The organism is Dietzia sp. Die43 (assembly GCF_024519835.1).
Classification (GTDB): Bacteria; Actinomycetota; Actinomycetes; order Mycobacteriales; family Mycobacteriaceae; genus Dietzia; species Dietzia kunjamensis.
In genome coordinates this window covers 240026-263901 of record NZ_JALJRF010000002.1, presented here as the reverse complement: position 1 = coordinate 263901, position 23876 = coordinate 240026, and the positions used below count along the sequence as shown (strand labels likewise).

The 23876-nt window shown below is 70.5% G+C and carries 22 protein-coding genes and 1 pseudogene; 12 read left to right on the top strand and 11 right to left on the bottom strand.

All coding sequences use genetic code 11. From position 1 onward, the window contains the following. Positions 1–2: 2 nt before the first annotated feature. Positions 3–392, bottom strand: coding sequence for a DUF1622 domain-containing protein (locus tag NR111_RS02780; RefSeq protein WP_096905149.1), 390 nt, complete (start codon positions 390–392; stop codon positions 3–5). A gap of 208 nt (positions 393–600) precedes the next feature. Here NR111_RS02780 and NR111_RS02775 point away from each other — a divergent pair, with 208 nt between their 5' ends. Continuing rightward, positions 601–1899 carry an acetyl-CoA carboxylase biotin carboxylase subunit family protein gene (locus NR111_RS02775; RefSeq protein ID WP_256819809.1) on the top strand — a complete coding sequence of 433 codons (1299 nt, stop codon included), beginning with the start codon at positions 601–603 and terminating at the stop codon, positions 1897–1899. Between the two features lie 130 nt (positions 1900–2029). Then, entirely contained in the window at positions 2030–4024 is a 1995-nt protein-coding gene (locus NR111_RS02770) for a hypothetical protein (RefSeq protein ID WP_374210678.1), read from the top strand. On the opposite strand, the pseudogene NR111_RS02765 reads toward NR111_RS02770, so the two are convergent. From NR111_RS02765 to NR111_RS02745, 5 genes and pseudogenes are all read right to left on the bottom strand, one after another. After that, positions 4010–4867 (bottom strand): annotated as a pseudogene (locus tag NR111_RS02765) (ABC transporter ATP-binding protein). The gene NR111_RS02770 and the pseudogene NR111_RS02765 overlap by 15 nt on opposite strands. Further along, positions 4864–5898, bottom strand: a complete 1035-nt coding sequence (locus NR111_RS02760; protein ID WP_256819842.1) for an iron chelate uptake ABC transporter family permease subunit — start codon at positions 5896–5898, stop codon at positions 4864–4866. The pseudogene NR111_RS02765 and the gene NR111_RS02760 overlap by 4 nt, the downstream one beginning before the upstream one ends. A gap of 38 nt (positions 5899–5936) precedes the next feature. Beyond that, positions 5937–6938 carry a FecCD family ABC transporter permease gene (locus NR111_RS02755; protein WP_374210677.1) on the bottom strand — a complete coding sequence of 334 codons (1002 nt, stop codon included), beginning with the start codon at positions 6936–6938 and terminating at the stop codon, positions 5937–5939. Positions 6939–7006: 68 nt separating this feature from the next. Beyond that, positions 7007–8035 carry an iron-siderophore ABC transporter substrate-binding protein gene (locus tag NR111_RS02750; protein WP_256819807.1) on the bottom strand — a complete coding sequence of 343 codons (1029 nt, stop codon included), beginning with the start codon at positions 8033–8035 and terminating at the stop codon, positions 7007–7009. Between the two features lie 121 nt (positions 8036–8156). Next, the gene (locus NR111_RS02745; protein WP_308201999.1) at positions 8157–9020 is read right to left on the bottom strand and encodes an AraC family transcriptional regulator; all 864 of its coding nucleotides are present in this window, start codon (positions 9018–9020) and stop codon (positions 8157–8159) included. A gap of 58 nt (positions 9021–9078) precedes the next feature. Here NR111_RS02745 and NR111_RS02740 point away from each other — a divergent pair, with 58 nt between their 5' ends. The 3 genes from NR111_RS02740 to NR111_RS02730 all read left to right on the top strand — a co-directional run bounded on the left by NR111_RS02740 (position 9079) and on the right by NR111_RS02730 (position 12946). Further along, complete coding sequence (locus tag NR111_RS02740) at positions 9079–10089, top strand: arsenic resistance protein (protein WP_256819806.1); 1011 nt, start codon at positions 9079–9081, stop codon at positions 10087–10089. A gap of 174 nt (positions 10090–10263) precedes the next feature. Next, positions 10264–11727, top strand: a complete 1464-nt coding sequence (locus NR111_RS02735; RefSeq protein ID WP_256819839.1) for an MDR family MFS transporter — start codon at positions 10264–10266, stop codon at positions 11725–11727. A 100-nt stretch (positions 11728–11827) separates the two neighbouring features. Continuing rightward, a complete protein-coding gene (locus tag NR111_RS02730) occupies positions 11828–12946 on the top strand; it encodes a sterol desaturase family protein (RefSeq protein ID WP_256819805.1) in 1119 nt (372 codons plus the stop codon). Positions 12947–12967: 21 nt separating this feature from the next. On the opposite strand, the gene NR111_RS02725 is transcribed toward NR111_RS02730, so the two are convergent. Together NR111_RS02725 and NR111_RS02720 are read right to left on the bottom strand one after the other, a co-directional pair. Further along, positions 12968–13585 carry a TetR/AcrR family transcriptional regulator gene (locus NR111_RS02725; RefSeq protein WP_206472574.1) on the bottom strand — a complete coding sequence of 206 codons (618 nt, stop codon included), beginning with the start codon at positions 13583–13585 and terminating at the stop codon, positions 12968–12970. Beyond that, complete coding sequence (locus tag NR111_RS02720; RefSeq protein ID WP_256819804.1) at positions 13578–15263, bottom strand: MFS transporter; 1686 nt, start codon at positions 15261–15263, stop codon at positions 13578–13580. Before NR111_RS02720 ends, NR111_RS02725 begins: the two co-directional genes overlap by 8 nt. A 223-nt stretch (positions 15264–15486) precedes the next feature. On the opposite strand from NR111_RS02720, the gene NR111_RS02715 reads away from it, so the two are divergent. Further along, on the top strand, positions 15487–16869 hold the full coding sequence (locus NR111_RS02715) for a family 1 glycosylhydrolase (protein ID WP_206472570.1): 1383 nt from the start codon (positions 15487–15489) through the stop codon (positions 16867–16869). 65 nt (positions 16870–16934) lie between these two features. Continuing rightward, on the top strand, positions 16935–17075 hold the full coding sequence (locus NR111_RS02710) for a hypothetical protein (protein WP_167492418.1): 141 nt from the start codon (positions 16935–16937) through the stop codon (positions 17073–17075). Between the two features lie 246 nt (positions 17076–17321). Here the strand turns inward: NR111_RS02710 and NR111_RS02705 are convergent, their stop codons facing one another. Further along, positions 17322–17492 carry a hypothetical protein gene (locus tag NR111_RS02705; RefSeq protein ID WP_167492419.1) on the bottom strand — a complete coding sequence of 57 codons (171 nt, stop codon included), beginning with the start codon at positions 17490–17492 and terminating at the stop codon, positions 17322–17324. 215 nt (positions 17493–17707) lie between these two features. After that, the gene (locus NR111_RS02700) at positions 17708–18199 is read right to left on the bottom strand and encodes a flavodoxin domain-containing protein (protein ID WP_256819803.1); all 492 of its coding nucleotides are present in this window, start codon (positions 18197–18199) and stop codon (positions 17708–17710) included. Positions 18200–18346: 147 nt separating this feature from the next. On the opposite strand from NR111_RS02700, the gene NR111_RS02695 reads away from it, so the two are divergent. The 5 genes from NR111_RS02695 (at position 18347) to NR111_RS02675 (ending at position 22360) form a co-directional block, all read left to right on the top strand. Next, a complete protein-coding gene (locus NR111_RS02695) occupies positions 18347–18742 on the top strand; it encodes a GntR family transcriptional regulator (protein WP_206472565.1) in 396 nt (131 codons plus the stop codon). Between the two features lies 1 nt (position 18743). Beyond that, positions 18744–19475 carry an ABC transporter ATP-binding protein gene (locus NR111_RS02690; protein WP_241260950.1) on the top strand — a complete coding sequence of 244 codons (732 nt, stop codon included), beginning with the start codon at positions 18744–18746 and terminating at the stop codon, positions 19473–19475. Next, positions 19472–20305 (top strand): hypothetical protein, encoded by an 834-nt coding sequence (locus NR111_RS02685; RefSeq protein ID WP_120283783.1) that lies wholly within the window; start codon positions 19472–19474, stop codon positions 20303–20305. Before NR111_RS02690 ends, NR111_RS02685 begins: the two co-directional genes overlap by 4 nt. A 140-nt stretch (positions 20306–20445) precedes the next feature. Next, a complete protein-coding gene (locus NR111_RS02680) occupies positions 20446–21270 on the top strand; it encodes an excalibur calcium-binding domain-containing protein (protein ID WP_205475761.1) in 825 nt (274 codons plus the stop codon). Between the two features lie 226 nt (positions 21271–21496). Next, positions 21497–22360 (top strand): Bax inhibitor-1/YccA family protein, encoded by an 864-nt coding sequence (locus tag NR111_RS02675; RefSeq protein WP_069389597.1) that lies wholly within the window; start codon positions 21497–21499, stop codon positions 22358–22360. Positions 22361–22652: 292 nt separating this feature from the next. On the opposite strand, the gene NR111_RS02670 is transcribed toward NR111_RS02675, so the two are convergent. Further along, the gene (locus NR111_RS02670; protein WP_154828059.1) at positions 22653–23873 is read right to left on the bottom strand and encodes an acetyl-CoA C-acetyltransferase; all 1221 of its coding nucleotides are present in this window, start codon (positions 23871–23873) and stop codon (positions 22653–22655) included. Positions 23874–23876: the final 3 nt, after the last annotated feature.

Sequence of the window (23876 nt, the reverse complement as noted above, 5' to 3'; positions counted from 1 at the left end):
CCCTAGTCGGACGGCACCGGTGACGCGGCGGGGTCGCGGGGCTTGGCCTCCGGGGCCCTCGACTTCTGCCACGGCCACCGGCCCGAGATCTCCAGCTCCAACGACCAACTGAGGAAGGTCCTGATCACGACGATCGCGGCCAGCACCGCCACGCTCTCCAGCGTCGGAGTCACCGCGACCGTCTTGATGATGTCCGCCGCCACCAGGATCTCCAGCCCCAGCAGGATCGACCGACCGAGGAACCGGCGGAAGTGCCGATAGGTGTCCGGCTGCCGGCTGAGCAGGCGCCACCCCGCGATGACCGTGGCCGCCACGATGCCGATGACGATCGCCGCCACACCGAGCGCGTCGATCACCTCGCCGACCGCCTCGATGTACTCCTTGGAAGGCACCCTGGACTCCTCTCACCCGGATCCGCACCGGGGCGACCCGGACGGCGTTGTCCGACGAGCCTAGGGGGACCCCCGCCGCGCGCCCGGGCGTTTGCCGATCCCGTAACTAGTTGCACTGAGACGGGTCTTGGGTACGTTTGTGGCCCACCGCCCTGGATTGATCGGCCCACGCAGATCGAACCCGCGCCTACTCGAGGAGGCAGCGCACTTGCAGACGCCTACCGCAGAATCGACCACCGGAGCAACTGACCTGCGTCCGAACCCGACCCGCGACCTCAACGAGCACCTGCGCGACCCCGAAAAGGGCTACGTCGCACTGCTGGGCTGGGTGCCCAACGCCATCGACGCGCTCGACAAGTTCGACCGCCGCTACGTCGTGGTGGCACCGCCCTGGGCCGAGGAATACTGCAGTCAGCACCAGATCCCGTACGTCCCGTGGGACTTCGAGCGGCTCAACGACCGGTCCATGGAGATCGCCGAGACGCTGCGGGACATGGGCGTCGACGTGGCGATCCCACTGTTCGAGGAGACCGTCGAGTGGGCGGGCGCCATCAACTCGATGCTGCTCGACAACCCCACCCTGTACGGTCAGTCCCTGCTGCTGCGTGACAAGGCGCTGATGAAGCGGCGCGCGCAGCTCGGCGGGATCCGCGTGGGCATCTTCGAGGAGGCGCACGAGCGGGACGACGTGATCCGGTTCCTCAAGCGAGTCAACCAGACCCTGCTCAAGCTCGACGGCGACCCCAATGACCCGATCCACCTCAAGGCCTTCGACAAGGCCGGGTGCCTCGGTCACCGCGTCATCCGTACTCCCGACGAGGTCGACACGATTCCCGAGGAGGAGTTCCCCGTCCTCATGGAGTCCCACCTCGACGGCTGGGAGTTCGCCGTGGAGGCCTGGGTGCACAACGGCAAGATCGTGTTCCTCAACATCTCCGAGTACGTCACGCTCGGCTACTCGGTGTTCGTACCGGCCTCGCCCGAGCTGGAGAAGTACCGTCCGGAGATCACCCGGCAGATCGAGAAGCTCATCAAGACCTTTGACATCAAGTTCGGGTTCGTCCACCCCGAGTACTTCGTCACCAGCGACGGCGAGATGTACTTCGGCGAGGTGGCCTACCGGCCGCCGGGGTTCAAGGTCTTCGAACTGCTCGAGCGTACGTACGGGTTCAACGCCTACCAGGGCCTGGTGCTGGCGTTCGACCCCAAGACCACCGAGGACGAGATCGCGGCGTTCTTCCCGCGCGAGGTGGTCGACGCGAAGGGTCACGCCGGGTGCTTCGGCGTCTACCCGCGGCGCCGGGTCGTCTCCACGCTCGAGATCCCGGAGGCCACCGAGGACCACGAGTACTTCGAGTCCCACGAGCTCACCGCGCCGGTCGAGGAGACGGTCACCAAGCGCACCGCCTTCGGCACCCACTGGGGGCTGGTCTACTTCTTCGGCGACGACGCCTACGAGATGCGGTCGGTCCTGCGCAACCAGGAGGACCTCGACTTCTACGTGTGACGCCTCGGCCGGTACCGACCCGCGGGTACGGTACCGGCGGGTGGACGTGGAACGACGTGGGATGACCAGGCACGGCCTGGGGCGACCTGGCACGACGCGGCACGACTCAGCGGCGAGAGACGGAGAGTGGATCGAAGTGGGAAACGACGAGCCCGGCGCGACGCGGGTCCTGGACAAACGGGTCGCCTCCCTGGCCGACGCCACCAGAGCGCTCGCCGAGGCCGGTGACGTGACCAAGTCGTCGCGTCTGCGGCGCGTGCTGGACGGGGCCCGGTTGGTGCTGCTCCAGGACGGGGGAGCCGGGGCCGTGCAGGCGATGGCCCGGGAGCTCGAGGCCGCCGGGATCTTCGAGGGCACCGACTGGGACTCGCCGGCGGCCCTGATCCCGGCCCTGAGCGCCGGCACCCTTCGCAGCTCCGACTCGGACAAGGTCGTCACCGAGATCGTCAGTGATCTGCGGCTGACGGCCGTGGCGCAGGGTCAGTACGAGCACCCCGAGGTCACGGCCGAGCAGGCGCGCCAGCACCTCGCCGAGGTGCTCGCCAACAATGCCTCACTGCTGTTCACCGTGGCCACCGAGGCCGAGCGCACACAGCAGGGCCGGATGGCGACCGTCACCCGGACGGCCCTGGCGCACATCGCCTCGGAGATCGGTCTGGACGGCGTGCTCGACCAACTGGTCGAGGAGATCTGGCGCATCCTGCGCCAACGCCCCATCCAGGTGGACCAGATCAAGCAGACCATCACCCAGATCTCGATCGCCCGTCAGGACCCGCAGCTGGGCACCAGCGGCGGCGGCGTGGGCATCGACCGGCTCATCAGCAGCATCTACGGCACCACCGAAGCCAGCCGCGAGGACCCCGGGGTGGACGTTTACCTCTCCCGACTCGAGTCCATGGACGAGGGGACCCTCCAGTACGAGGCGGCCGGATTCGCGCGGTCGATGCACGACACCGGCCTGGTGTCGCCGTACCACCCGGTGCTCGTGCGGTTCCTGCGGGAGAAGGGCAGTTTCCTGCTCAGTGAGGCGCTCGGGCTGTCCAGCACGGGACGGGAGAGCCTGCTGTGCTTCCACGGTCTGGTCGACGCTCTGATCGACGCGGCCGTGCACCCCGAGACCGCGCAGTCCGTCTACGGGTTGGCACTGCTGCTCGAGCGGGGGATCCTCTTCCAGCCGCCCGCCGCCCCCGCGTTGTGGCGGCTGCTGGCACTCCCGCTGTCCGGTTACGCGGCCGAGCGACTCGCCCTCTCGTGCGGCCCCGCCCACGAGGGGCGCGTCTGGCTTCTCGCCGGGACGCTGTCGATGCTCGGGCAACCTCTGGGCGTGGGGCAGGGCGACAACCCCACCTGCCAGTCCGCCCGGGCGCTGTCGATGTGGGCGTACAACGACCCCGACTACCTGCTGCAGATCATCGCGTGGGCGGCCCGCGACAACGAGGTGGTCATGCACTTCGAGGGCCGGCCGATCTCCTCCCGCGAACTCGACGCGGGCCTGGCCACCACGCTGCCGGTGGACCTCGACCCCGTGTCGCTGCTGGTGGTGTCGCACCTGGACCGGATCTACGCCGAGATGGGGCGCCTGTGCTCGGACCGCCCGGGCGACCCCCACCGGTGGGTCAACCCCGAGTTCCACGGCTGGTGGTCGGCCCGGGGCTTCAGCATCAACGTGGACGTCGAGTCCGGCAGGCTGACCGGGCTCGAGGACTTCCTGCGACACTTCTACGGCAGCTACCACCCGTTCCACAACGGCAACCAACCGCTCATCCACCCGCAGCCCGCCGGCGTGGCCGTCACCGATTCCTCCGCGCGGTTCGTCGGGTGGCACGCCATCACGATCCTGCGGGTCGCGCTGGACCCGGACGAGACCATGCGCGTCTACTTCTTCAACCCCAACAACGACAGCGGGCAGGACTGGGGCAACGGCGTGGTGGTGAGCACCGCAGGCAACGGCGAGCGGTTCGGCGAGTCGTCGCTGCCGTTCGAGGAGTTCGCCTCCCGGCTGTACATCTTCCACTTCGACGCCCTCGAGCCAGGCGAGACCGAGACCGTCTCCGCGGAGGAGATCGCCCGTGTGACCGGGCTGATCCACGGCAGTTGGGGCGCCGACCGGCTACCGGAGCTCTGAGGGCTGCGGCGCGGCCCGGCCCGGCCCGGCTGCGCCCGCAGCGCCCCTCACCCCGTGCCTCCCGAGCGGCAGCATGAGCGGCCGGCCCGAGGTGGGGTCGTCGATCACCACGGCGTCCAGCCCGAACACCGCCCGCACCATCTCCGGAGTGAGCACCTCGTCGGGCGCACCGCTGCAGTGCACGCGGCCGTCGGCGAGCGCGACCAGGTGATCGGCGTAGCGGGCGGCGAGGTTGAGGTCGTGCAGCACCATGACGATGGTCGTGCCGCGGTCGCGGTTGAGATCCACCAGCAGGTCCAGCACCTCCACCTGGTGGGCGACGTCGAGGAACGTGGTGGGCTCGTCGAGCAGGAGCAGGTCGGTGTTCTGGGCCAGGGCCATGGCGATCCACACGCGCTGGCGCTGACCGCCCGACAGCTCGTCCACGGCCCGGTCGGCCAGCTCGAGGGTGCCGGTCGCCTCGAGGGCTGCGGCCACGGCCTCGTCGTCGTCCCTCGACCACCTCGACAAGATCCCCTGGTGCGGGTTCCGCCCGCGCCCCACCAGGTCGGACACGGTGATGCCCTAGGGCGCGATCGGCGACTGGGGGAGCAGCCCCAGGGTGCGGGCGAGCTTTTTGGCGGGGATGTGGTGGACCTGCTCGCCGTCGAGGAGCACCTGCCCGCCGCGGGGCCGCAGTAGTCGGGACATCGAGCGCAGCAGCGTGGACTTGCCGCACGCGTTGGCCCCGACGATCGCGGTGATCGTCCCCGGCGGCACCTGCAGGTCCAGGTCGCGGATGACGGCGCGGTCCCGGTAGCCCAGGTCGAGCCCGGTGGCCTGGAGCGAGTGGTCGGCGGTCACAGTGAGCCTCCGGTGCGGTTGGTGCGGGCGATGAGGTAGACGAGGTACGGCGCGCCCAGGGCCCCGGTGATCACGCCGACGGGGTAGCGGGAGCCGAACGCGTACTGGCCCACCAGGTCGGCGGCCAGCACCAGCACCACGCCGACCAGCGCGGCCGGGATGAGCGGCGAGCCGTGCGGGCCGACCAACCGGGCCGCGATGGGGCCGGCGAGGAACGCGACGAAGGCGATGGGTCCGGCGGCGGAGGTGGCGAACGCGATGAGGCCCACGGCGGCGATGATGAGGACGATCCGGGTGCGTTCGGTGCGCACGCCCAGCGCGGAGGCGGTGTCGTCGCCGAGCCGCAGCAGCCCCAGGTCGCGCGCGAGCAGCACCAGCACGGGCGCGAGTACCGCCGCTGCCACCAGGACGGGTCGGACCTGCTCCCACGACGCGCCGTTGAGGCTGCCGGTGAGCCACCGCATGGCCTCCTGCAGTTCCCACTGCGGGGCGGTTTTGAGGATGTAGTCGGTGACCGCGTTGAGGGTGGCCGCTATCCCGATGCCGATGAGCACCAGCCGCGTGCCGGCCACGCCGCCGCGGTAGGCCAGGGCGTAGATTCCCAACGCCACCGCGATACCTGCGACGATCGCGAACGCCGACACCTGCGCGCCGCCCAGGCCCAGCACGACGATCGCGAAGGCGGCCGCCGCGCTGGCGCCGGAGCTGATGCCGATGATGTCCGGCGAGGCCAGAGGGTTGCGCAGCATGGTCTGGAACGTCACGCCGCCCAGCCCGAAGCACGCGCCGGTGAGCACGGCGAGTACCGCGCGCGGCAGCCGGAGTCGTCCGACGGTGAAGGTCGCCCCGTCGACGTCGTGGCCGAGGATCACGCCCAGCACCTCGGCGGGGGAGTAGAAGGTCTTGCCCACCATGAGGGAGGCGGCGACCAGGCCGACGGCCCCCACGACGAGCAGGCCCATCACCAGCCGGCGCCGGCGACCGCGCGCACGCCGGCCCGCGGCCACCACGTCGACAGCGGATGAGTGCACGGGGGCGAGAGCCCGCGCGCCGCGACCCACGACGGCGGTCACAGCTCCCTGACCTTCTGGCGGCGCACGATCGCGATGAGGAACGGCGCGCCCACCAGCGCGGTGATGATGCCGACGTCGATCTCGGCGGGCCGGGCCACGATCCGGCCGAGGACGTCGGAGGCGGTGACGAGCACGGCGCCGGTGAGCGCGGAGAACGGCAGCAGCCAGCGGTGGTCCACGCCGACGAGCAGCCGGCAGGCGTGGGGGACGATGAGCCCGACGAAGGCGATGGGCCCGGCCACCGCGGTCGCGGCGCCGCAGAGCAGGACCGCACCGAGGGAGGCCACGGCGCGGGTGGCCAGCACGTGCTCGCCGAGTCCGGCGGCCAGGTCGTCACCGAGCGCGAGCGAGTTGAGGGGCCGTGCGGTGAGGACGCAGATCAGCGCGCCCACCGCGAGGAACGGCAGCACCTGCTCGATGGGTTCGAGGCTCGCCCCACCGACGCCGCCGATCTGCCACGAGCGCACGCCGCCGGCGATGTCCCCGCGCGGCAGCACCACCGCGCTGATGAACGACGACGCCGCCGCCGAGGTGGCCGCCCCCGCCAGCGCGAGCTTGAGTGGCGTCGCGCCGCCGCGGCCGAGCGAGCCCACCACGTAGACGAACACGGCGGTGATCGCGGCGCCGGCGATCGCGGTCCAGATGTAGCCGGTGAAGCTCCACAGCCCGAACCACGCGATACCCACGACCACCGCGAGCGAGGCGCCCATGGTCACGCCGAGGATGCCGGGGTCGGCGAGCGGGTTGCGGGTCACGCCCTGCATCACCGCGCCGGCCACGCCCAGGGCCGCGCCCACGAGCACGGCGAGGACGGTGCGCCAGACGCGTTTGGTCACCGCGGCCTCGCCCAGTCCATCGGTGGATCCGCCCAGCGCCGCGACGATCTCGTCGGGGGAGACAGTGCGGGATCCGATGGTGACCGAGGCGATGACGACGACGACGAGGACCGCGATCGTCACCGTGAGCCACAGCAGACGCACGCGCGCCGGGCGTCGCACAGCCTGGACGGCTGACCTCGCGACGCCCGACGCGGGGGCTGCGGCCGGGGCCGTGGCCGGGTCGGCGGTCACCTGCCGGCGGCCTCCGCGAGCTGCGCGACGTAGTCGTCGAGCACCCACGAGATGGCCAGCGGCGTGGGGTTGGCCGCAGTGCCCATGGGGCCGTTGCCGTCCAGGAACACGATCGCATCGTTCTTCACGGCCGGCATCTGCGACAGCAGCGGGTCCGCGCGCAGCGTGTCGACCAGCGACTGGTCGCCGTAGGTGACGATGAGCTCGACGTCGTCGAACATGTCGAGCTGCTCGGCGCTCACGCTGCCCGAGAACTTCCCGCCGGCCGAGGCCTCGGCCACGGCCTTCGGGGTGGTCAGGCCCAGGTCGGTGAAGAACGCGGCGCGGGTGTCGGCGGCGGTGTAGAAGTTCACCGTGGACAGGTCGGTGGGGTCGACGTGCGTCATGAACATGGTCGCCGTGCCGTCCAGCTGCGGGTACTCGGCGGTCGCCTCGGCGATCTCGCCCTCGATCCGTCCGATGAGCTCGTCGCCCTCGGCCTCGAGGCCCAGGCCCTGGGAGTTGAAGCGGATGACGTCGCGCCACGAGGTGGCCCACGCCTCCTCGGGGTAGGCCACGACCGGCGCGATCTCGCTGAGCGTGTCGTAGTCCTCCTGCGTCAGGCCCGAGTAGGCGGCGAGGATGACGTCCGGGTCGGTGTCGGCGACGGCCTCGAAGTCGATCCCGTCGGTCTCGTCGAACAGCACCGGGGTCTCGGCGCCCAGCTCCTCGAGCTTCTCCTCGACCCACGGGAGCAGGCCGTCGCCGTCGTCGTCGCCGAAGTTCGCGGCGGCCATGCCCACGGGCACGACGCCGAGGGCGAGCGGCACCTCGTGGTTGGCCCACGCGACGGTGGCCACCCGTTCGGGTGCCTGCTCGATGGTCGTGGTGCCGAGGGCGTGTTCGACGACGACGGGGAACGCCCCGGAGTCGCCGGACGCGGCGGCACCGCCGGGGGAATCGGCCTCGGACGACGACCCGCACGCGGTCAACACCAGCGCGGCCGTGGAGGCGATCAGGACAGAGGCAATACCGCGAGAACGCATCAGGGCGGCTCTCTCACTCTCAAAAAGGTCGACAGGGCGGCCCACCCGACACCACCATCGGCGTTAGGTGAGGCTGGCCTAAGACGTTACGACCCGGCTGGTCGGCGGCGCAATCGCTTGATCAGGACGCCGGGTATAGCGATTCGGACAGGGGTGAGCCGGTCGCGGGCCCGTCCGCGTCGCCCGCCGCGTCGACGCCGCCCGCCTCGTCCGAGTGTCCCGCCCCGCGGAACCGGCCCGGGGTGAGGCCGGTGGTCCGGCGGAACGCCGCGCCGAACGCGCTGGCGGAGCTGTAGCCGACCCGCACCGCGACCTCGTCGACCGGCATTCCGCCGCCGAGCATCACCGCGGCGTGCTGCGCGCGCAGCGCCGCCTGCCACGCACCGAAGCTCAGCCCCGTCTCGGCGCGGAACGTCCGGGTCACGGTCCGTTCGCTCACCCCGTGCCGGGCCGCCCACTCACCGAGCGAGCGGGTGTCGCCGGGGTTCACCTCGAGTGCGTCGACGATCGGGCGCAGCAGCGCGGAGTCCGGGCGCTGCACGAGCAGGGCGTGCGGTGAGGGCTCGAGCAGGTCGAACACCATCTGCTCGGTGAGCTCCCGCGACTTCGGTTGCAGTGCCTGGTCGACCAGGCGCTCGAGCAGCAGGGTCAGCAGCGGGGTCACCTCCACCGCCACGGGTTCTTCCGGCAGGGGAGAGCGGGTCCGCGTATCGACGTGGGCCGTGCGGTACCACGTGCCCGCCGGGGCCGTGGCCGAGTGCAGGACCCCCGCGGGGATCCACAGACCGATCGACGGGGTGATGGTCCAGGTGCGCGCGCCGATGGTCGCGGTCGACGCCCCGGTGCGATTCCACAGCAGCTCGTGCGTGGGGTGCGAGTGCGGCTCCCACACGGTGTCGCGGTCCACGCGCTCGGCCATGCCCGTGATGACGAACGGCATCACCACCGCGCCCGCCTCGTACACGGGCAGTGTGCGCGTCTCCACGCGGCCAGGGTAGACCTGATCTGACCGGCGGGGACCGGCAGCCGGCGTGAGGGGGAGCATGCGCGCGAGCGTGGAGTGGATGGAGCGGCACCAGGTGTCGCTCTACCTGGCGGGACTCCTCGTGGGCGGGGTCGTCGGGGTGCTCGCGCCCGCGGTGGCCGGCCCGGCGGAGCTCGCGATCCAGCCCGTGCTCGCGCTGCTGCTGTACGCGACGTTCCTCGGCATCCCGTTCGCGCGCATCGGTCGGTCCTTCCGCGACTGGCGTTTCCTCGGCACGATCCTCGCGGTCAACTTTCTGCTGGTGCCGCCGATCGTCTGGCTGCTGACGCGGATCGTCGCCCACGACCGGGTGCTCCTGGTGGGCGTGCTGTTCGTCCTGCTGACCCCGTGTATCGACTACGTCCTCGTGTTTGCCGGCCTCGCCGGGGCCGACGTGCACCGGCTCCTGGCCGCGACCCCGCTGCTCATGCTCGCCCAGATGGTGCTGCTGCCGCTGTACCTGTGGCTGTTCGTCGGATCCGAATTCGTTGCGACGGTGGAGCTTGAGCCATTCGTCCGGGCGTTCGTGCTGCTCATCGCGCTGCCTCTCGCGGCTGCGGCGCTGACGCAGTTCGTCGCCGGCCGCGGTGAGCCCGACCGGGCTGCCCGGGCCGGCCGCGTCAGCCGAGTCGGTCGGGCGGTGGCGCAGGGCGCGGCCGCGGCGATGGTCCCGCTCATGGTCGCCACGCTCGCGCTCGTGGTCGCCTCCCAGGTCAGCGCGGTCAGCGAGCGGCTCGGCGCGCTGGTGCAGGTGGTCCCGGTGTACGTGGCGTTCGTCATGGTCATGGTGCCGGTGGGCATGGCGGCCGGGCGGCTGGCGGGACTCGATGTGCCGGGCAGGCGGGCGATCGCGTTCAGTGGCGCGACCCGAAATTCCCTGGTCGTCCTCCCGCTGGTCCTGGCACTGCCTGCGATGTTCGATCTGGCAGCCCTCGTCGTCGTCACCCAGACCCTCGTCGAGCTCGTCGCCATGGTCGTCCTCGTCCGGCTCGTCCCGCGACTCATCCCCGAGGTAACGCCGGTCACTTGACGGGCGTCGGGCGCGTGGTTCCGGTAGCTTCATAGGGTTCCCGTGCGCGGCTCCGCCGGCGCCGGATTCTGCTCTCTGCTCACACCGCAATCCCAGAGGACGACCGTGACGTCTGAAGTCTCCGCCACCCCACATTCCGCACAAGCGGCCCCGGCCTCGCAGGCCTCCCCGCCGATGCCCGCCGCCACCGTGCGGCTCATCGCCCTGCTCGTCGGCGCCGCGTTCGTGGTGATCCTCAACGAGACCATCATGTCCGTGGCACTGCCCGAGCTCATGGGCGAGTTCGCGGTCACCGCCGCCACCGCGCAGTGGCTCACCACCGCGTTCATGCTCACGATGGCCGTGGTCATCCCGTTCACCGGGTGGCTGCTCGTGCGCCTGCCGCTGCGGTCCGTGTTCGTCATCGCGATGAGCATGTTCACCGCCGGCACCCTGCTGGCGTCGCTGGCCATGGTGTTCCCCATGCTCGTCGCCGGCCGGGTCGTCCAGGCCGTCGGCACCGCCATCATGATCCCGCTGCTCATGACCACCGTGCTCAATGTGGTGCCCGCCGACCGTCGCGGCCGCACCATGGGCGTCATCTCCATCGTGATCGCCGTCGCCCCGGCCGTCGGCCCCACGGTGGGCGGCCTGGTGCTGGACGTGCTCAGCTGGCGCTGGATGTTCTGGTCGGTGCTGCCGATCGGTGTGCTGGCACTCGTGGCCGGAGCGGTGCTGATCCGCAACGTCACCGAGCCCCGGCGCATCCCGCTCGACATCCTCTCCGGCGTCCTCTCGGCGATCGGGTTCGCCGGCCTCATCTTCGGTCTCAGCTCCATCGGCGAGGCTGCCAGCGACAACGCCCTCATCTCGCCGTGGATCCCCGTGGCGATCGGCGTGGTCGCCCTGGCCGTGTTCGTCTGGCGCCAGCTCGCCCTCAAGGACTACGCGCTGCTCGACGTGCGCGCGTTCGCGTTCCCGACCTTCACCGTGAGCCTGGCCCTCATGCTCATCTCGATGATGTCGCTGTTCGGCACCCTCATCCTGCTGCCGCTCTACATGCAGCAGGTCGTGGGCACCAGCACCCTGAACTCCGGGCTGGCGCTGCTGCCCGGCGGCCTGATCATGGGTGTGCTCGGCTGGTTCGTCGGCCGCGCGTTCGACCGGATCGGCCCCCGGCCGCTCATCATCCCCGGCTCCATTCTCGCGGCCGCGGGCCTGTGGGGGATGTACACGTTCTTCTCCGCGGACAGCTCCCTGGTCACGGTCGTGATCTGGCACATCGTGCTCAGCGTCGGACTGGCGTTCCTGTTCTCGCCGCTCATGACCTCCGCGCTCGGCTCCCTGCCGCCGCACCTGTACTCGCACGGTTCGGCGCTGCTCAACACCCTGCAGCAGGTCGCCGCCGCCGCCGGCACGGCGCTGTTCATCACCGTCATGACGCTGGGCATCGTCTCCGGGGCCGAGTCCGGGCTGGGCGACGTCGCCGCGCAGATGACCGGCGTCCACAACGCGCTGCTGCTGGGCGCGTGCATCTCGCTCATCACCGTCGTCGGCGTGTTGTTCGTCCGCAACAGCGCGCAGACCGAGGGACCCGCCTCGGCGCCGACGGCCGAGCGGTCCGAGACCGCCACGGCGCAGGAGACCGCCTCGGCGTAACCGGCAGTTCGGGTGTAGCCGACAGTTCGGGTGTAGCCGGTAGCCCGGGCGTGGTCGGCCGAACGCCCGTTGGAGTGACCCACGCCATACCCTGGATGGCGTGAAGGTTGATCTGACGGTCCTGGCCATCCCGGCGTTCGTCGGGGCGATGGCAGCCGAATACGCGTGGCAGAAGCGCAACCCGGCCATCGGGGAGCGGGCGGGGGACTACGAGTTCGCCGACACCATGGCGAGCCTCTCGATGGGCGTGGGGAGTCTGCTCGCCCCCTACATCTCCGCCACGGTGCTCTCGCCGCTGACCCCGCGGACAGGCCGATGCGCGAAAGCCGTGATGGGCCTGTCCCTCGGGGCGGCGGCCGTCGCCACTGCCGGGGACGTCCTCCGACGCCACCGCGGGTCGGGTCTGGGTGAGGCGGGGTCGTTGTCGTCGTCGTCATCCGGCCCCGGACCCGACGCCGACGGTGCCACCGGCGTGGCGGTTCCTCCCGCCCTCCGTCGGATCACTGGCGGTTCTGCGGTGACCGCCGTGGCCTCGACCGTGGTGATGGTCTCCACGCTGTGGAGCGCCCAGACCGCGAGCTCCCGGCTCTTCCGGACGTCCCCGCTCGACCTGGGGTCCGGGCCGCTGGCGTACGCGGTGGGGATCCTCGGCTGGGACCTCATCTACTACTGCAATCACCGCCTCGCCCACGAGTCGCGGTGGCTGTGGGCCATGCACGTCGTCCACCACTCGAGCGAGCGCTACAACCTGTCGACGGCGCTGCGCCAGCCCGTCGCCGAGGCGCTGACGATCTACGTGCCGTACGGGTTGCTCTCGCTGCTCGGGGTGCGGCCGGCGATCGTCATGGACGCCCGCGCGATCAACCTCATCTACCAGTTCTGGGTCCACACCGAGGCGGTGCGGTCGATCGGGCCGCTGGAGAAGGTGCTCAACTCACCCTCACACCACCGCGTGCACCACGGCAGCAACCGGCGGTACCTCGACCGCAACCACGGCAGCATCCTCATCATCTGGGACCGGCTGTTCGGTACCTACGAACCCGAGCGCGAGGACGTGGTCTACGGGCTGACCACCAACATCGACACGTTCAACCCGCTACGGATCGCCACGCATGAATGGGTCGCGATCGGGCGCGACATCTTCCGCGCGCAGACCTGGCGCGACCGCGCGGGGTACCTGGTGCGCGGGCCGGGGTGGGCCGGGGCGCGGAGGGCGTAGGGCCGCCGGTGCAACGTGGGCTCAGACGAGCCGGCGACCGACCATCCCGGCGGCATCGTCGAGCACAGCCCGGAACAGGGCGTCGTCGCGCAGTTCGAACCAACCCAGCGCCGCCCCGAACATCAGCGTCATCGCCTGCTCGGCCACCAGCACCACGTCGGCGTCCCACCGCAGGCCCGCACGCTCGGCCAGGTCGTCGAGAAGGGAGACGATGATCCGGCGATACTCCTGGTGGGACTGCGCGGCCAGAGCCCGCAGCTGCTCGTCGCGGGCCGCCATCAGAGACAACTCGAAGTAGGCGATCTCGGTCATCGGATCGGCGAGGACGGAATCCGCGTAGGCCGCGAAGAGCTCGGCCACGGCGGCGGTCACGTCGTCGGGTCCGTGTACCGGCCGGTCCTGCTGCGTCTGGACCAGGTCCGACAGGTGCGTCAGGTCCAGACGCAGCACCGAACGCATCAGCTCGTCCTTCGATGAGAACGCGTAGTGGACGGACCCGTGGGGCACCCCGGCCTCCTTGGCCAGGGCCCGCGTGGTGAGCGCCCACGCCCCGTCCCGCGCCATTACCGTCACCGCGGTCTCGGTGAGTTCCCGGCGGCGCTGTTCGATCGGCACCTGTGCGCGGCGAGCGTCAGCCACGGTTCACCTCCGACGCAGCGGAGTCCGCTCGCGCGGCCGGTGGCACGTATGGAAGGTTCGCCTCCGGCTCTCGCGCGGACGTGGCTGCTGCGGCGTCGTGCGCCTCTACCGGCGCCACCCCGGCCACCCCGGCCGCCCCGGCCGCCCCGGCCGCACCGGCTGCTCCGGGCGCCCCGACCGCCCCGGCCGCTCGCGACTCCGAGCGCAGGCCACGCCAGGCCAGTATCAGAGTGATCGCCGCCGTCCCGATACCGATCGCGGCCACGAGATCCATGCCCGCCAGGAAGGCGGAATCGGCGATCTCCAGCAGACGAGCGCCGCCGCCGGGCATCGTTTCCGCGATCTCGTGGGCGCCGGCCAGGGTCTGGGAAGCGGCGTTCGCGGAGTCGGCGTCCATGCCGGGCAGGGTAGCGGTCTCGACCACGCGGCTCGAGTACACGGCCATCCCCGCGGTGCCGAGTACGGCGGTGCCCATCGCGCCGCCGAACTCGTAGCCGGTCTCGGAGATCGCCGCGGCGGCGCCGGCGCGGTCACTCGGGGCGGCAGTGAGGATGACGTCGTTCGTGAGGGTCTCGGCGAGGCCCACGCCGATGCCGAACAGGGCCGACAGGAGCGTGAAGAGGAGCATCGTCTCGGCGGTGTCCAACCGGGTGCCGATGACGAACCCGACGATCACGAGCGACAGGCCCGTCATGATCACGGTGCGCACCGAGACCGTCCGCGCCAGGGCCGGGGCCAGCAGGGTTCCGACGACGGCGGCCACCGCGAGCGGCAGCATCCACAGACCGGCCTCGGCCGAGCCCATGCCGCGCACGAGCATGAGGTACTGCGGGAGGAAGAACATCAGCCCCATGAACGCGAACACCGAGATCACGTTGATCGACACCGCCGAGGAGAACGCGAAGTTCCCGAACAGGGTCACGTCGATCATGGGGTTCTCGCGGCGGCGCTGACGGGACACGAACCAGACCAGCGCGGCAGTACCCAGAACGAAGGCGACGAGCACCGCCCCGTCGATTCCCTTCACGCCGGTCTTGAGGGCGTAGACCAGGGAGATCATTCCCGCGATCGAGAGTATGACGGAGGTCGGGTCGAACGGGCCCGGGTTGGGGTCCTTCGCCTCGGGGAGCAGGAACGGGGCGGTGAGGAGGAACAGTGCGATGACCGGGACGTTCAGGAGGAAGACCGAGCCCCACCAGAAGTTCTCCAGCAGCAGCCCGCCGACCACGGGGCCCAGTGCGGCGCCGCCGGAGAACGCGGTGGCCCACACGGCGATTGCGGTGCGTCGCTCGGTGCGGTCCGGGAAGATCGCGCGGATCAGGCCGAGGGTGGAGGGCATGAGGGTCGCACCGCCGATGCCGAGGAGCGCACGGCCGAGGATCAGCATCTCCGGACTGGTGGAGAACGCGGCCACGAGGGAGGCGACGCCGAACAGGGGTGCGCCGATCATGAGGATCCGTTTGCGGCCGATCCGGTCCCCGAGCGAGCCCGTGAAGATCAGCAGGCCCGCGAGCAGGAACGAGTAGAGGTCGATGATCCACAGCAGTTGGTTCGACGACGGTTGCAGGTCTGCGGACAGCGCGGGCACGGCGATACCGAGCACGGACATGTCGATCGAGATCAGCAGAACGGGAAGGACGAGGACGAGCAGGGCCGTCCAGCGGCGTGCGGGGGACACGGGTGCCTCTCCAAGGCGGTCGGACTGCGGGCGGTGTGCACGCAGCGATGCCGGGGAGATCCGCACCCGGCGAAGACCATCCTGACACGAGGTTGGCCACCTGGCCAACCTCTCTTGGCCAGATGGCCAGAAGTGTGAAGAATGCCACCGTCGGGAGCGCTCGCGGTTCGCGCACTTGGGTCATTCCGCTGCCGTCCGCGAGGGTGCTTCCTAGGGTTCACCCATGAGCGGACGCGCGCGAGGGGCAGGACATCCGACGATCATCCGGAGGGCGCTTCTACTGCTGCTGGCGCTCGTCCTCGCCGTGGCGGTGGCCCCGCAGTTGCAGCCGAGCGCAGCGGCCCAGCCTGGTGGGCGCCCGGCCGCACCGGGCTCCGGCTTCCACTGGGGCGTCGCCACGTCGGGCTTCCAGGTGGAGGGCTCGAACCCGGACTCCAACTGGAAGCGGTATGTCGACGCGACCGCGCCGACGGGTCAGGCCGACCCGGTGGGTGAGGCGGTGGACTTCTGGAACCGCTATGAGGAGGACATTGCCAACGCCGCGGCGATGGGCGTGAACACCTTCCGGCTGAGCGTGGAGTGGGCGCGGATCGAGCCCGCGCCGGGGGAGTACGACGACGAGGCCCTCAGACACTACGACCGGATCATCGACACGGTCCGCCGACATGGCATGACCCCCATGATCACGATGGTGCACTTCGTCTACCCCGGGTGGCTGGCCGACCGGGGCGGGATGCTCGCGGACAACGCGGTGGAATCGTTCGGCCGCTTCGCCGACCTCATCACCGACCGGTGGGCCGGCGCCGGCACCATGTGGGTGACGTTCAACGAGCCGCTGGTGTTCTTCAAACACGAGATGACCATCGGCCGGGTCGCCTTCACCGACTTCTCCCGCTTCCTCGACACCATCGAGGCCGCCCACCGGCTCGGCTACGCTGCCGCCCACCGGGCCGACCCGGCCGCGATGGTCACCATGAACGAGGCCTATCTACCCATGGCCACCGAGTTCACCGACACGCTGATCGGGGACAGGGTGGCCGACGTCGTGGACTACGTCGGCATCGACTACTACTACGGCGTCGCGCTGAACAACCTCACCGCCATCAACGCCGCGTGGGACGACTTCGCGGCCGTGCGGCCACAGCCGGAGGGCATCTACGAGGCGGTCACGCACTACGCGCAGGCCTACCCGGGCAAGCCGATCTACATCGTCGAGAACGGGATTCCGACTCTCAACGGTGGTCGCGCCGACGGGATCGAGCGGGGCGACTTCCTGCGCGACACGGTCTTCTGGCTGCAGCGGGCCGTGGCGGACGGCTACCCCGTGATCGGCTACAACCACTGGTCACTGGTCGACAACTACGAATGGGGCGACTACTCGGCGCGGTTCGGGCTGTATCGGGTGAACGTGCTCACCGACCCGACGCTGACACGCCAACCCACGTCGGGCGTCGACGCCTACCGCGAGATCATCGCGGGCGGGGGAGTGCCCGACGGATACCGTCCGGTGCTGCCGTCTGCGTGGTGTTCGCTGGCCACGATCCCGGACAGCTGCATCGGGCCGGTGTCGGCAGAAGGGCCCTTGACGACGCTGGCAGGGCGATAACAGGATCGACCTCACACGCGATTTCCCTAGTGGACCCGCCCGTCGACCACGAGAGGACCGATGAGATGTTTCCCGCCGGCTCGATCGAGAATCCGCTGCGTTTTCTGTTCGGCCCCGGGCCGGATGAGCCCGCGTGCCTCGCTCTCACACCGGAGTGCATGGGCCTGATCCCGTACCTCGCGGCCCGTTTCGGTATCCCCAGCTGACGAGCCCCGACTGACGAGCCCCGACTGACGGCCCCCGGCCGACGACTCCCGGTAGCCCCTGTCCGAAACGCCCCGATCCGCCCGTCGGATTTTCTTCTGCGCGCCGGGGCCGCAGCGTGGATCGAAATCCGAGGGGCGGATCGAACGCAGGTCAAAATCCGAGGGGCGGATCGAACGCAGGTCAAAATCCGAGGGGCGGATCGAATGCGGATCGAATTCCGCCAGGCTCGACGGCGGCGGTCGGGACTACCTGCTGAACATCTTGGCGAAGAAGCCGTCCTTGACGGCGGGGACGTCCGACTCGTGGCCCGGGCAGCGGTCGGCCCTGGGCACGCCGGCCATCACCTGGTCGACGTGCATTCCGCATCCGGCCCAGGTGGTCTTGCCGCACTTCTTGCAGGTGGCGGGACGGCACATGATGAGACTCCTCAGGGGGTGGGGTTGTCGTCGGCGTGAATCGCGCCGACCGCCGGCCGATGATCCGACTGGCTGATGCCCCGAGGTTACATACCCCTAGGGGTATCGGTCAACCCTGCCGGTTCGGCACGCCCTGCACCTGCGGCGTGGGCGGGGTGGTCGACCTCGTCGTCGTAGTTTCCCTCGAAGCCCACCCCGCCGACACCCGGCCCGGCTCACCAGTCGCCGCGCGTCAGGCCGTCTCCCCATTCCCTCGCGCGCTCCAGCTCGCCGGGCAGGAGCGGGCCCTCGTAGCCGTCCACGTAGAAGGTCTCGGGATCCGTCACCGGGTGGCAGCCGAGCTTGCGTAGCTTCTTTGCGGCCTTCTTGCCTGCATGGCCGGGGAGGTCGGGATGGCGGACGTGGGTGTCGAAGGTGGCCACCGCAAGGGAGGCGGGCTCGGCGGCGTCGAGCCACTCGCGCACTCCCGACGGGATCAGCTCGCCGCCGCGGGCGTGGGCGTCCTCGCGGGTGCCGTCGCGGGGTAGCCCGAACGCGTGGGTCGGCGCGCCCACCACGAGGAGGTCCACCTTGAGTTCGGCGAGCGGCGGCGCTTGGTGGGCGGCCACCACCTCGGCGGTCAGGTGAGGGGACAGGCCGTCGCTGATCGCCTCGGCGACGAGCCTGGTGTTCCCCCACGCGGATTCGTACACGACGAGTGCGTTCATGGCCGGCCCTTTCCGCAGGTCCTTGCCTCAGTCTGCGCCTCTGGGCCGCCCCGCACAACGGCTCGTCAGCATCCACTTTTTGACAAGCGCCCCGCCTGATGTCACTGTATTAAGCACCTAATACAGCAACACGGAAGCGGGGCGGCGATGCAGTTCGACAACTCGTCCCCGATCTGGGTGCAGCTCGTCGGGGAGTTCTCGCGGCGCATCGTGACCGGGGAGTGGGCGGCCGGGGAGAAGATGCCCGGCGTCCGGGAGTTGGCGGCCGATCTCGGCGTCAACCCCAACACCGCCCAGCGGGCCCTCGCGGAACTGGAACGGCTCGAACTGTGCCGGTCCGAGCGGGCCACCGGGCGGTTCGTCACGCAGGACGATGAACGGATAGACGAGGTCCGCGCCGACCTCGCCACCGGCGCCGCCGACGCCTTCATCCGACGCGTCCGCGGCCTGGGAATGGCGCACGACAAAGCCCGAACGCTGCTCGACCACAGATGGGACACCCATGAACACACCACTACCGATGAGCACGACGGAGGTGCCTGACATGAGCGCCACCGACCACGCCGCCACCGCGAGCCCCGCCACTACACTCGTTGAGGCCACCGGGCTCCGCATGACGTACGGCGCCACCACCGCTCTCGACGGCCTGGACATGGCCCTGGCCCCGGGGCAGATCGTGGGCCTGCTGGGCGAGAACGGCTGCGGCAAGACCACGCTGCTCAAGATCCTCGCCGGCGTCCTGGCCGGGTACTCCGGCGACGTGCGGATCGCCGGTCACGTCCCCGGCCCGGAATCCAAGGCTCTCGTCTCCTACCTGCCCGATACCAGCTTCCTGCCCGACGCCGCGCGGGTGAGCTACTGCCTCGAGCTGTACACGGACTTCTTCGCCGACTTTCAGCCCGAGAAGGCGCGCGACCTCATCGGTTTCTTCGGCCTGAGCGAGTCGGCGCGCCTCAAGCAGATGTCCAAGGGCATGCGCGAGAAGGTCCAGATCGCCCTGGCGATGTCCCGCGACGCGCGCGTGTTCCTCCTCGACGAGCCCATCTCGGGCGTCGACCCGGCCGCGCGTCAGGTGATCCTCGACGGGATCGTACGCAACCTCTCCGAGGACTCGCTCCTGCTCATCACCACCCACCTCGTCCACGACCTCGAGCCGATCCTCGACGCCGCCGTCATGATGCGCCACGGCCGCGTCCTGCTCTCCGGCGACGCCGACGACCTCCGCGGCAGCCGGGGCGCCAGCCTCGACCAGATCTTCAGGGAGACCTACCGATGACCGCGACGACGACAACACTCCTCAAGCACGAGTGGCTGCGCACGCGCGGTCCGCTCGCGACCCTCTTCGGGTTGATCGCGCTGGTCGGCGTGCTGGGCAGCCTGCTCGGTGCCTCGGGATGGCCGCTCCTGTCCGAGCTCGGGCTGGCCGCGGGCATGCTCGCCGCGGTCGTGGCGGTCCCGGCCGTCCAGTTGGCCCTCGCCGCCGACTACTGGCGCTCCGGTTACGGCCGGACGGGCTACTTCACGCACTCGATCCCGGTCCGCGGGGCCCGCATCTTCCGGGCCAAGCTGGCGTGGGCGATGCTCGCCTCGCTGGCGGCGATCGTCCTGACCGTCGTGCTCGCGCTGCTCGCGTGGTGGGCGAACTCGCAGCGGTCCGGGGGCACCGCGCCGTCGTGGTCGACGCTGACCGAGGCGTGGTCCACGGTCACGGCCGTGACCCCGGGGTGGATGATCGCCGCCGGGTTGGCACTGGTGCTGGCCTGGTTCCTCGTCTGGCCGGTGTACTACTACTTCGCCGTCTCGGTGGGGCACGAGCGGCGACTGGCCGGACTCGGTGCCGGCGGGCCCGTGGTGGTGTTCGTCGCGGTCTACATCGCCAGCCAGGTCCTTGCCCTGCTCGGCATGCTCGTGATCCCGTTCGGGGTGGGGGAGGCAGAGGGCGAGACCCTGGGCCTCGTCCGGTTCGACCTTGTCGGCGAGCTCGCCGCGGGGCACACGACCAGCGAGGTCATGCCGGTCGGGTTCGTGGTCTCCCTGGTCGCGGTGGCGGCGTTCTGCCTCTGGCGCACCGCGCGATCGTGGAACCACAAGGTGGCGCTGGGGTAGTGGACCCTGCGCGGGGCCGACCCCTGTCTGGATAAGGATTTCTTTGGCGGGCGGCACGCGGTGGAGTAGTGTTCACATCCTCACCGCGCGTCGTCCGTTGGCCGCCGCGGGCCCCTCACCTCCCTCGAAAGACCGCGAGCATGCCGATCGTCCTGCCCTCCATGGCCCGTCCGACCCTGACCGAGCCCACCTACCTCACGCCTCCCGTCTGGAAGCCGGTCCTCGCCTGGGCCGGCCTGGTCATGGGCGGGATCATACTGGTGGGGGCGCTCGGAACGCTCGGCAGCGGCGTCCTCGAGTCGGTGGCGATGGCGCTCATCGGTCTGGCCATGGCCGTGGCGGGCGGGTGGTGGGTCTTCTGCGAGCGTGAGGACCGCACCCACGCCGAGGAGGACTTCCAACTCGACCGGCAGGCCGCTCTCGCCGCGCAGTCGATGTCCGGCTTCGTCGCCCCGGACGCGCTGAGCCCGCTGACCTGGAACACCCCGCTGCGCCCGTTCACCCGTCGCTGGCCGGTGGTCGGCTCCGTCTCGGTGGCCATGTTCATCGTCGGGGCGGCACTGATGCCCACCCCCGCGCCCACGCCGACCCCGGCCTCGAGCCCGGTGGCCGCGACCAGCACCGTCACCACCACGGCCCGGGCCGCGGCGCCGACGACCACCGTGACGCAGACCCCCACGAGTTCACCGGCCTCGGCGACCCCGGTCACGCCCGTCGCCGTCGAGTCGGAGTCCGCGCCCCGGCAGCCGGTGGCTCCCGAGCCCACGTACGCGCCCGCCCCGGTCCAGACGTACGCCCCGCCGCAGACCTACGCGCCCGCCCCGGTCGCCGAGCCGGTCCCGCAGGCGGCGTACTACGCCAACTGTTCGGCGGCCCGGGCCGCCGGCGTCGCGCCGCTGTACCGCGGGCAGCCGGGGTACGCCTCGAAACTGGACCGCGACGACGACGGTGTCGCCTGCGAATGATCCGCGGCGTCGGGGACCGCAGAATCGCTCGGCGCTGAAATCTTCGTCGTCGTCGTCGTCGTTCCCGTGAGTCGTTCCGGGCCGGGCGAACGGATCGGGCAAGATAGGTATCGGCGCCGGGAACACACAGGTGAGCCCGCGCGTTGACTATGTACGAGTGATTCGTCGGTGACCCGGCGGGGACTCTCGACCAACGACCTTCCCCGACAATTCCGAAGGGACCTCGATGCGCACCAGTAGCAACCCGGTCTTCAGTTCACTGTCCACGGACAGTGCCCGCGGCGCCACCCATCTCGGTGGTGCCGGCCGTGGCGCCTTCCAGCAGGGCCAGTACGGCCAGCAGGGCTTCGGTGCCCAGGCCGGTTACGGTGCCCCGCAGGCGCACCCGCAGTTCGCCGCCGACACGCGGCCCATGACGATCGATGATGTGGTCGCGAAGACCGGCACGACCCTCGGTCTGCTCGCCATCGTCGGCACGATCTCCTTCTACCTGATCACGATGAACCCGGGGCTGCTGTTCCCGTTCATCCTGGTCGGCGGCATCGGCGGCCTGATCACCGTTCTGATCGCCACCTTCGCGCGCAAGATGGACTCCGCGCCCGTCACCCTGACCTACGGCGCCCTCGAGGGGCTGTTCGTCGGCGCGGCGACGTACCTGTTCACCATCGACCTGCAGGGGACCGGCGGCGTCCTCGGCGCGGTGGGTGCCGCGATCCTCGGCACCATCGGCGTCTTCGTGGGCATGCTGTTCGTCTACAAGACCGGCGCCGTGCGCGTGACGCCCAAGTTCACCCGCTTCATGTCCGCCGCGATCGTCGGCGTGCTGTTCGCGGCCCTGGGCAGCATCGTGCTGAGCCTGTTCACCGGCACCAACCCGCTCTACGACGGCGGCCCGATCGCGATCGGCTTCTCCCTCCTGTGCATCGGCCTGGCCGCGTTCAGCTTCCTGATGGACTTCGACAACGCCGACCGCCTCGTGCGCGCCGGTGCCCCGTCCAAGATGGCGTGGGGCGTCGCGCTCGGCCTCACGGTCACCCTGGTGTGGCTGTACGTCGAGATCCTCCGCCTCATGAGCTACTTCCGCGACTGACCGGCGCGAGCTGTAGCGCTGCCTGACTGATCAGGTCAGGTTCCGGCGAATCCCACGGCCCCGGCCCCCCGCGAGGGGAGCCGGGGTCGTCGGCATTTCGGGTGTGGCGGCGATGGGGTTCCGGCGGCGGCCGGCGTGCCCGGCCCGCCTCGTACACCCCGCGGGCGCCGCCGGGGTAGCCGGCTGCAGGACCAACGGCGAGAGCGCCCCGGGCACACTTCCTCGAGAGAAGCGTGCCCGGGGCGCTCGCAGTGCCGCGGGGTGGCGCGGGCTCAGGCCACGCCGGATGGGATCAGCTGAGGCGCTCGAGCACCATCGCCATGCCCTGGCCGCCGCCGACGCACATGGTCTCGACGCCGAACTGCTTGTCCTCGGCCTGCAGGTTGTTGAGCAGCGACGCGGTGATGCGGGCGCCCGTCATACCGAAGGGGTGGCCGAGCGCGATGGCACCGCCGTTGATGTTGAGCTTGTCCTCCTCGATGCCGAGCTCGCGGGCCGAGCCGAGCACCTGCACGGCGAACGCCTCGTTGATCTCGAACAGGTCGATGTCGGAGATCGACTTGCCGGCGATCCGCAGGGCGTTCTTGACGGCCTCGATCGGCCCCAGGCCCATGATCTCGGGCGACAGGCCGGACACGCCGGTGGAGACGACGCGCGCGAGCGGGGTCAGGCCCAGCTCCTTGGCCTTGGTATCGGACATGATCACCAGGGCGGCAGCACCGTCGTTGAGCGGGCAGCAGTTGCCGGCCGCGATGGTGCCGTCGGGACGGAAGACCGGCTTGAGCTGCGAGATCTTCTCGTAGGTGGTGCCGGGCCGCGGGCCGTCGTCGGCGGAGACGACGGTGCCGTCGGGCATCGTCACCGGGGTGATCTCATTGGCGAAGTGGCCACGGTCGACGGCGGCCACGGCGCGCTCCTGCGAGCGCACGCCCCAGCGGTCCTGCTCCTCGCGGGTGATGCCGGTCATCTGGGCCACGTTCTCGGCGGTCTGGCCCATCGGGATGTACACGTCGGGCAGCAGGCCCTCGGCGCGCGGGTCGGTCCACACAGGGGCCCCGCCCTCGGCGCGCGCGGCGGTGCGGGCCTCGGCGTCGGCGAAGATCGGGTTGTGGGTGTTCGGGATGTGGTCGGAGGTGCCGTACTGGAAGTTGGAGACGGTCTCCACGCCGGCGGAGATGAACACGTCACCCTCCCCGGCCTTGATCGCGTGCAGTGCCATGCGGGTGGTCTGCAGCGAAGAGGAGCAGTAGCGGTTGACGGTGGTGCCGGGCACGGTGTCCAGGCCGGCGAGGACCGACACGACGCGGGCCATGTTGAACCCCTGCTGGCCGCCGGGCAGCCCGTTCCCCAACATGAGGTCGTCGATCTGGGTGGGGTCGAGCGCGGGGATCTTGTCCAGCGCGGCCTTGACCATCTGGGCGGTGAGGTCGTCGGAGCGGATGCCCACGAGGGAACCCTTGTTGGCGCGCCCGATGGGGGAACGGGCGTACGAGACGATCACGGCTTCCGGCATGGA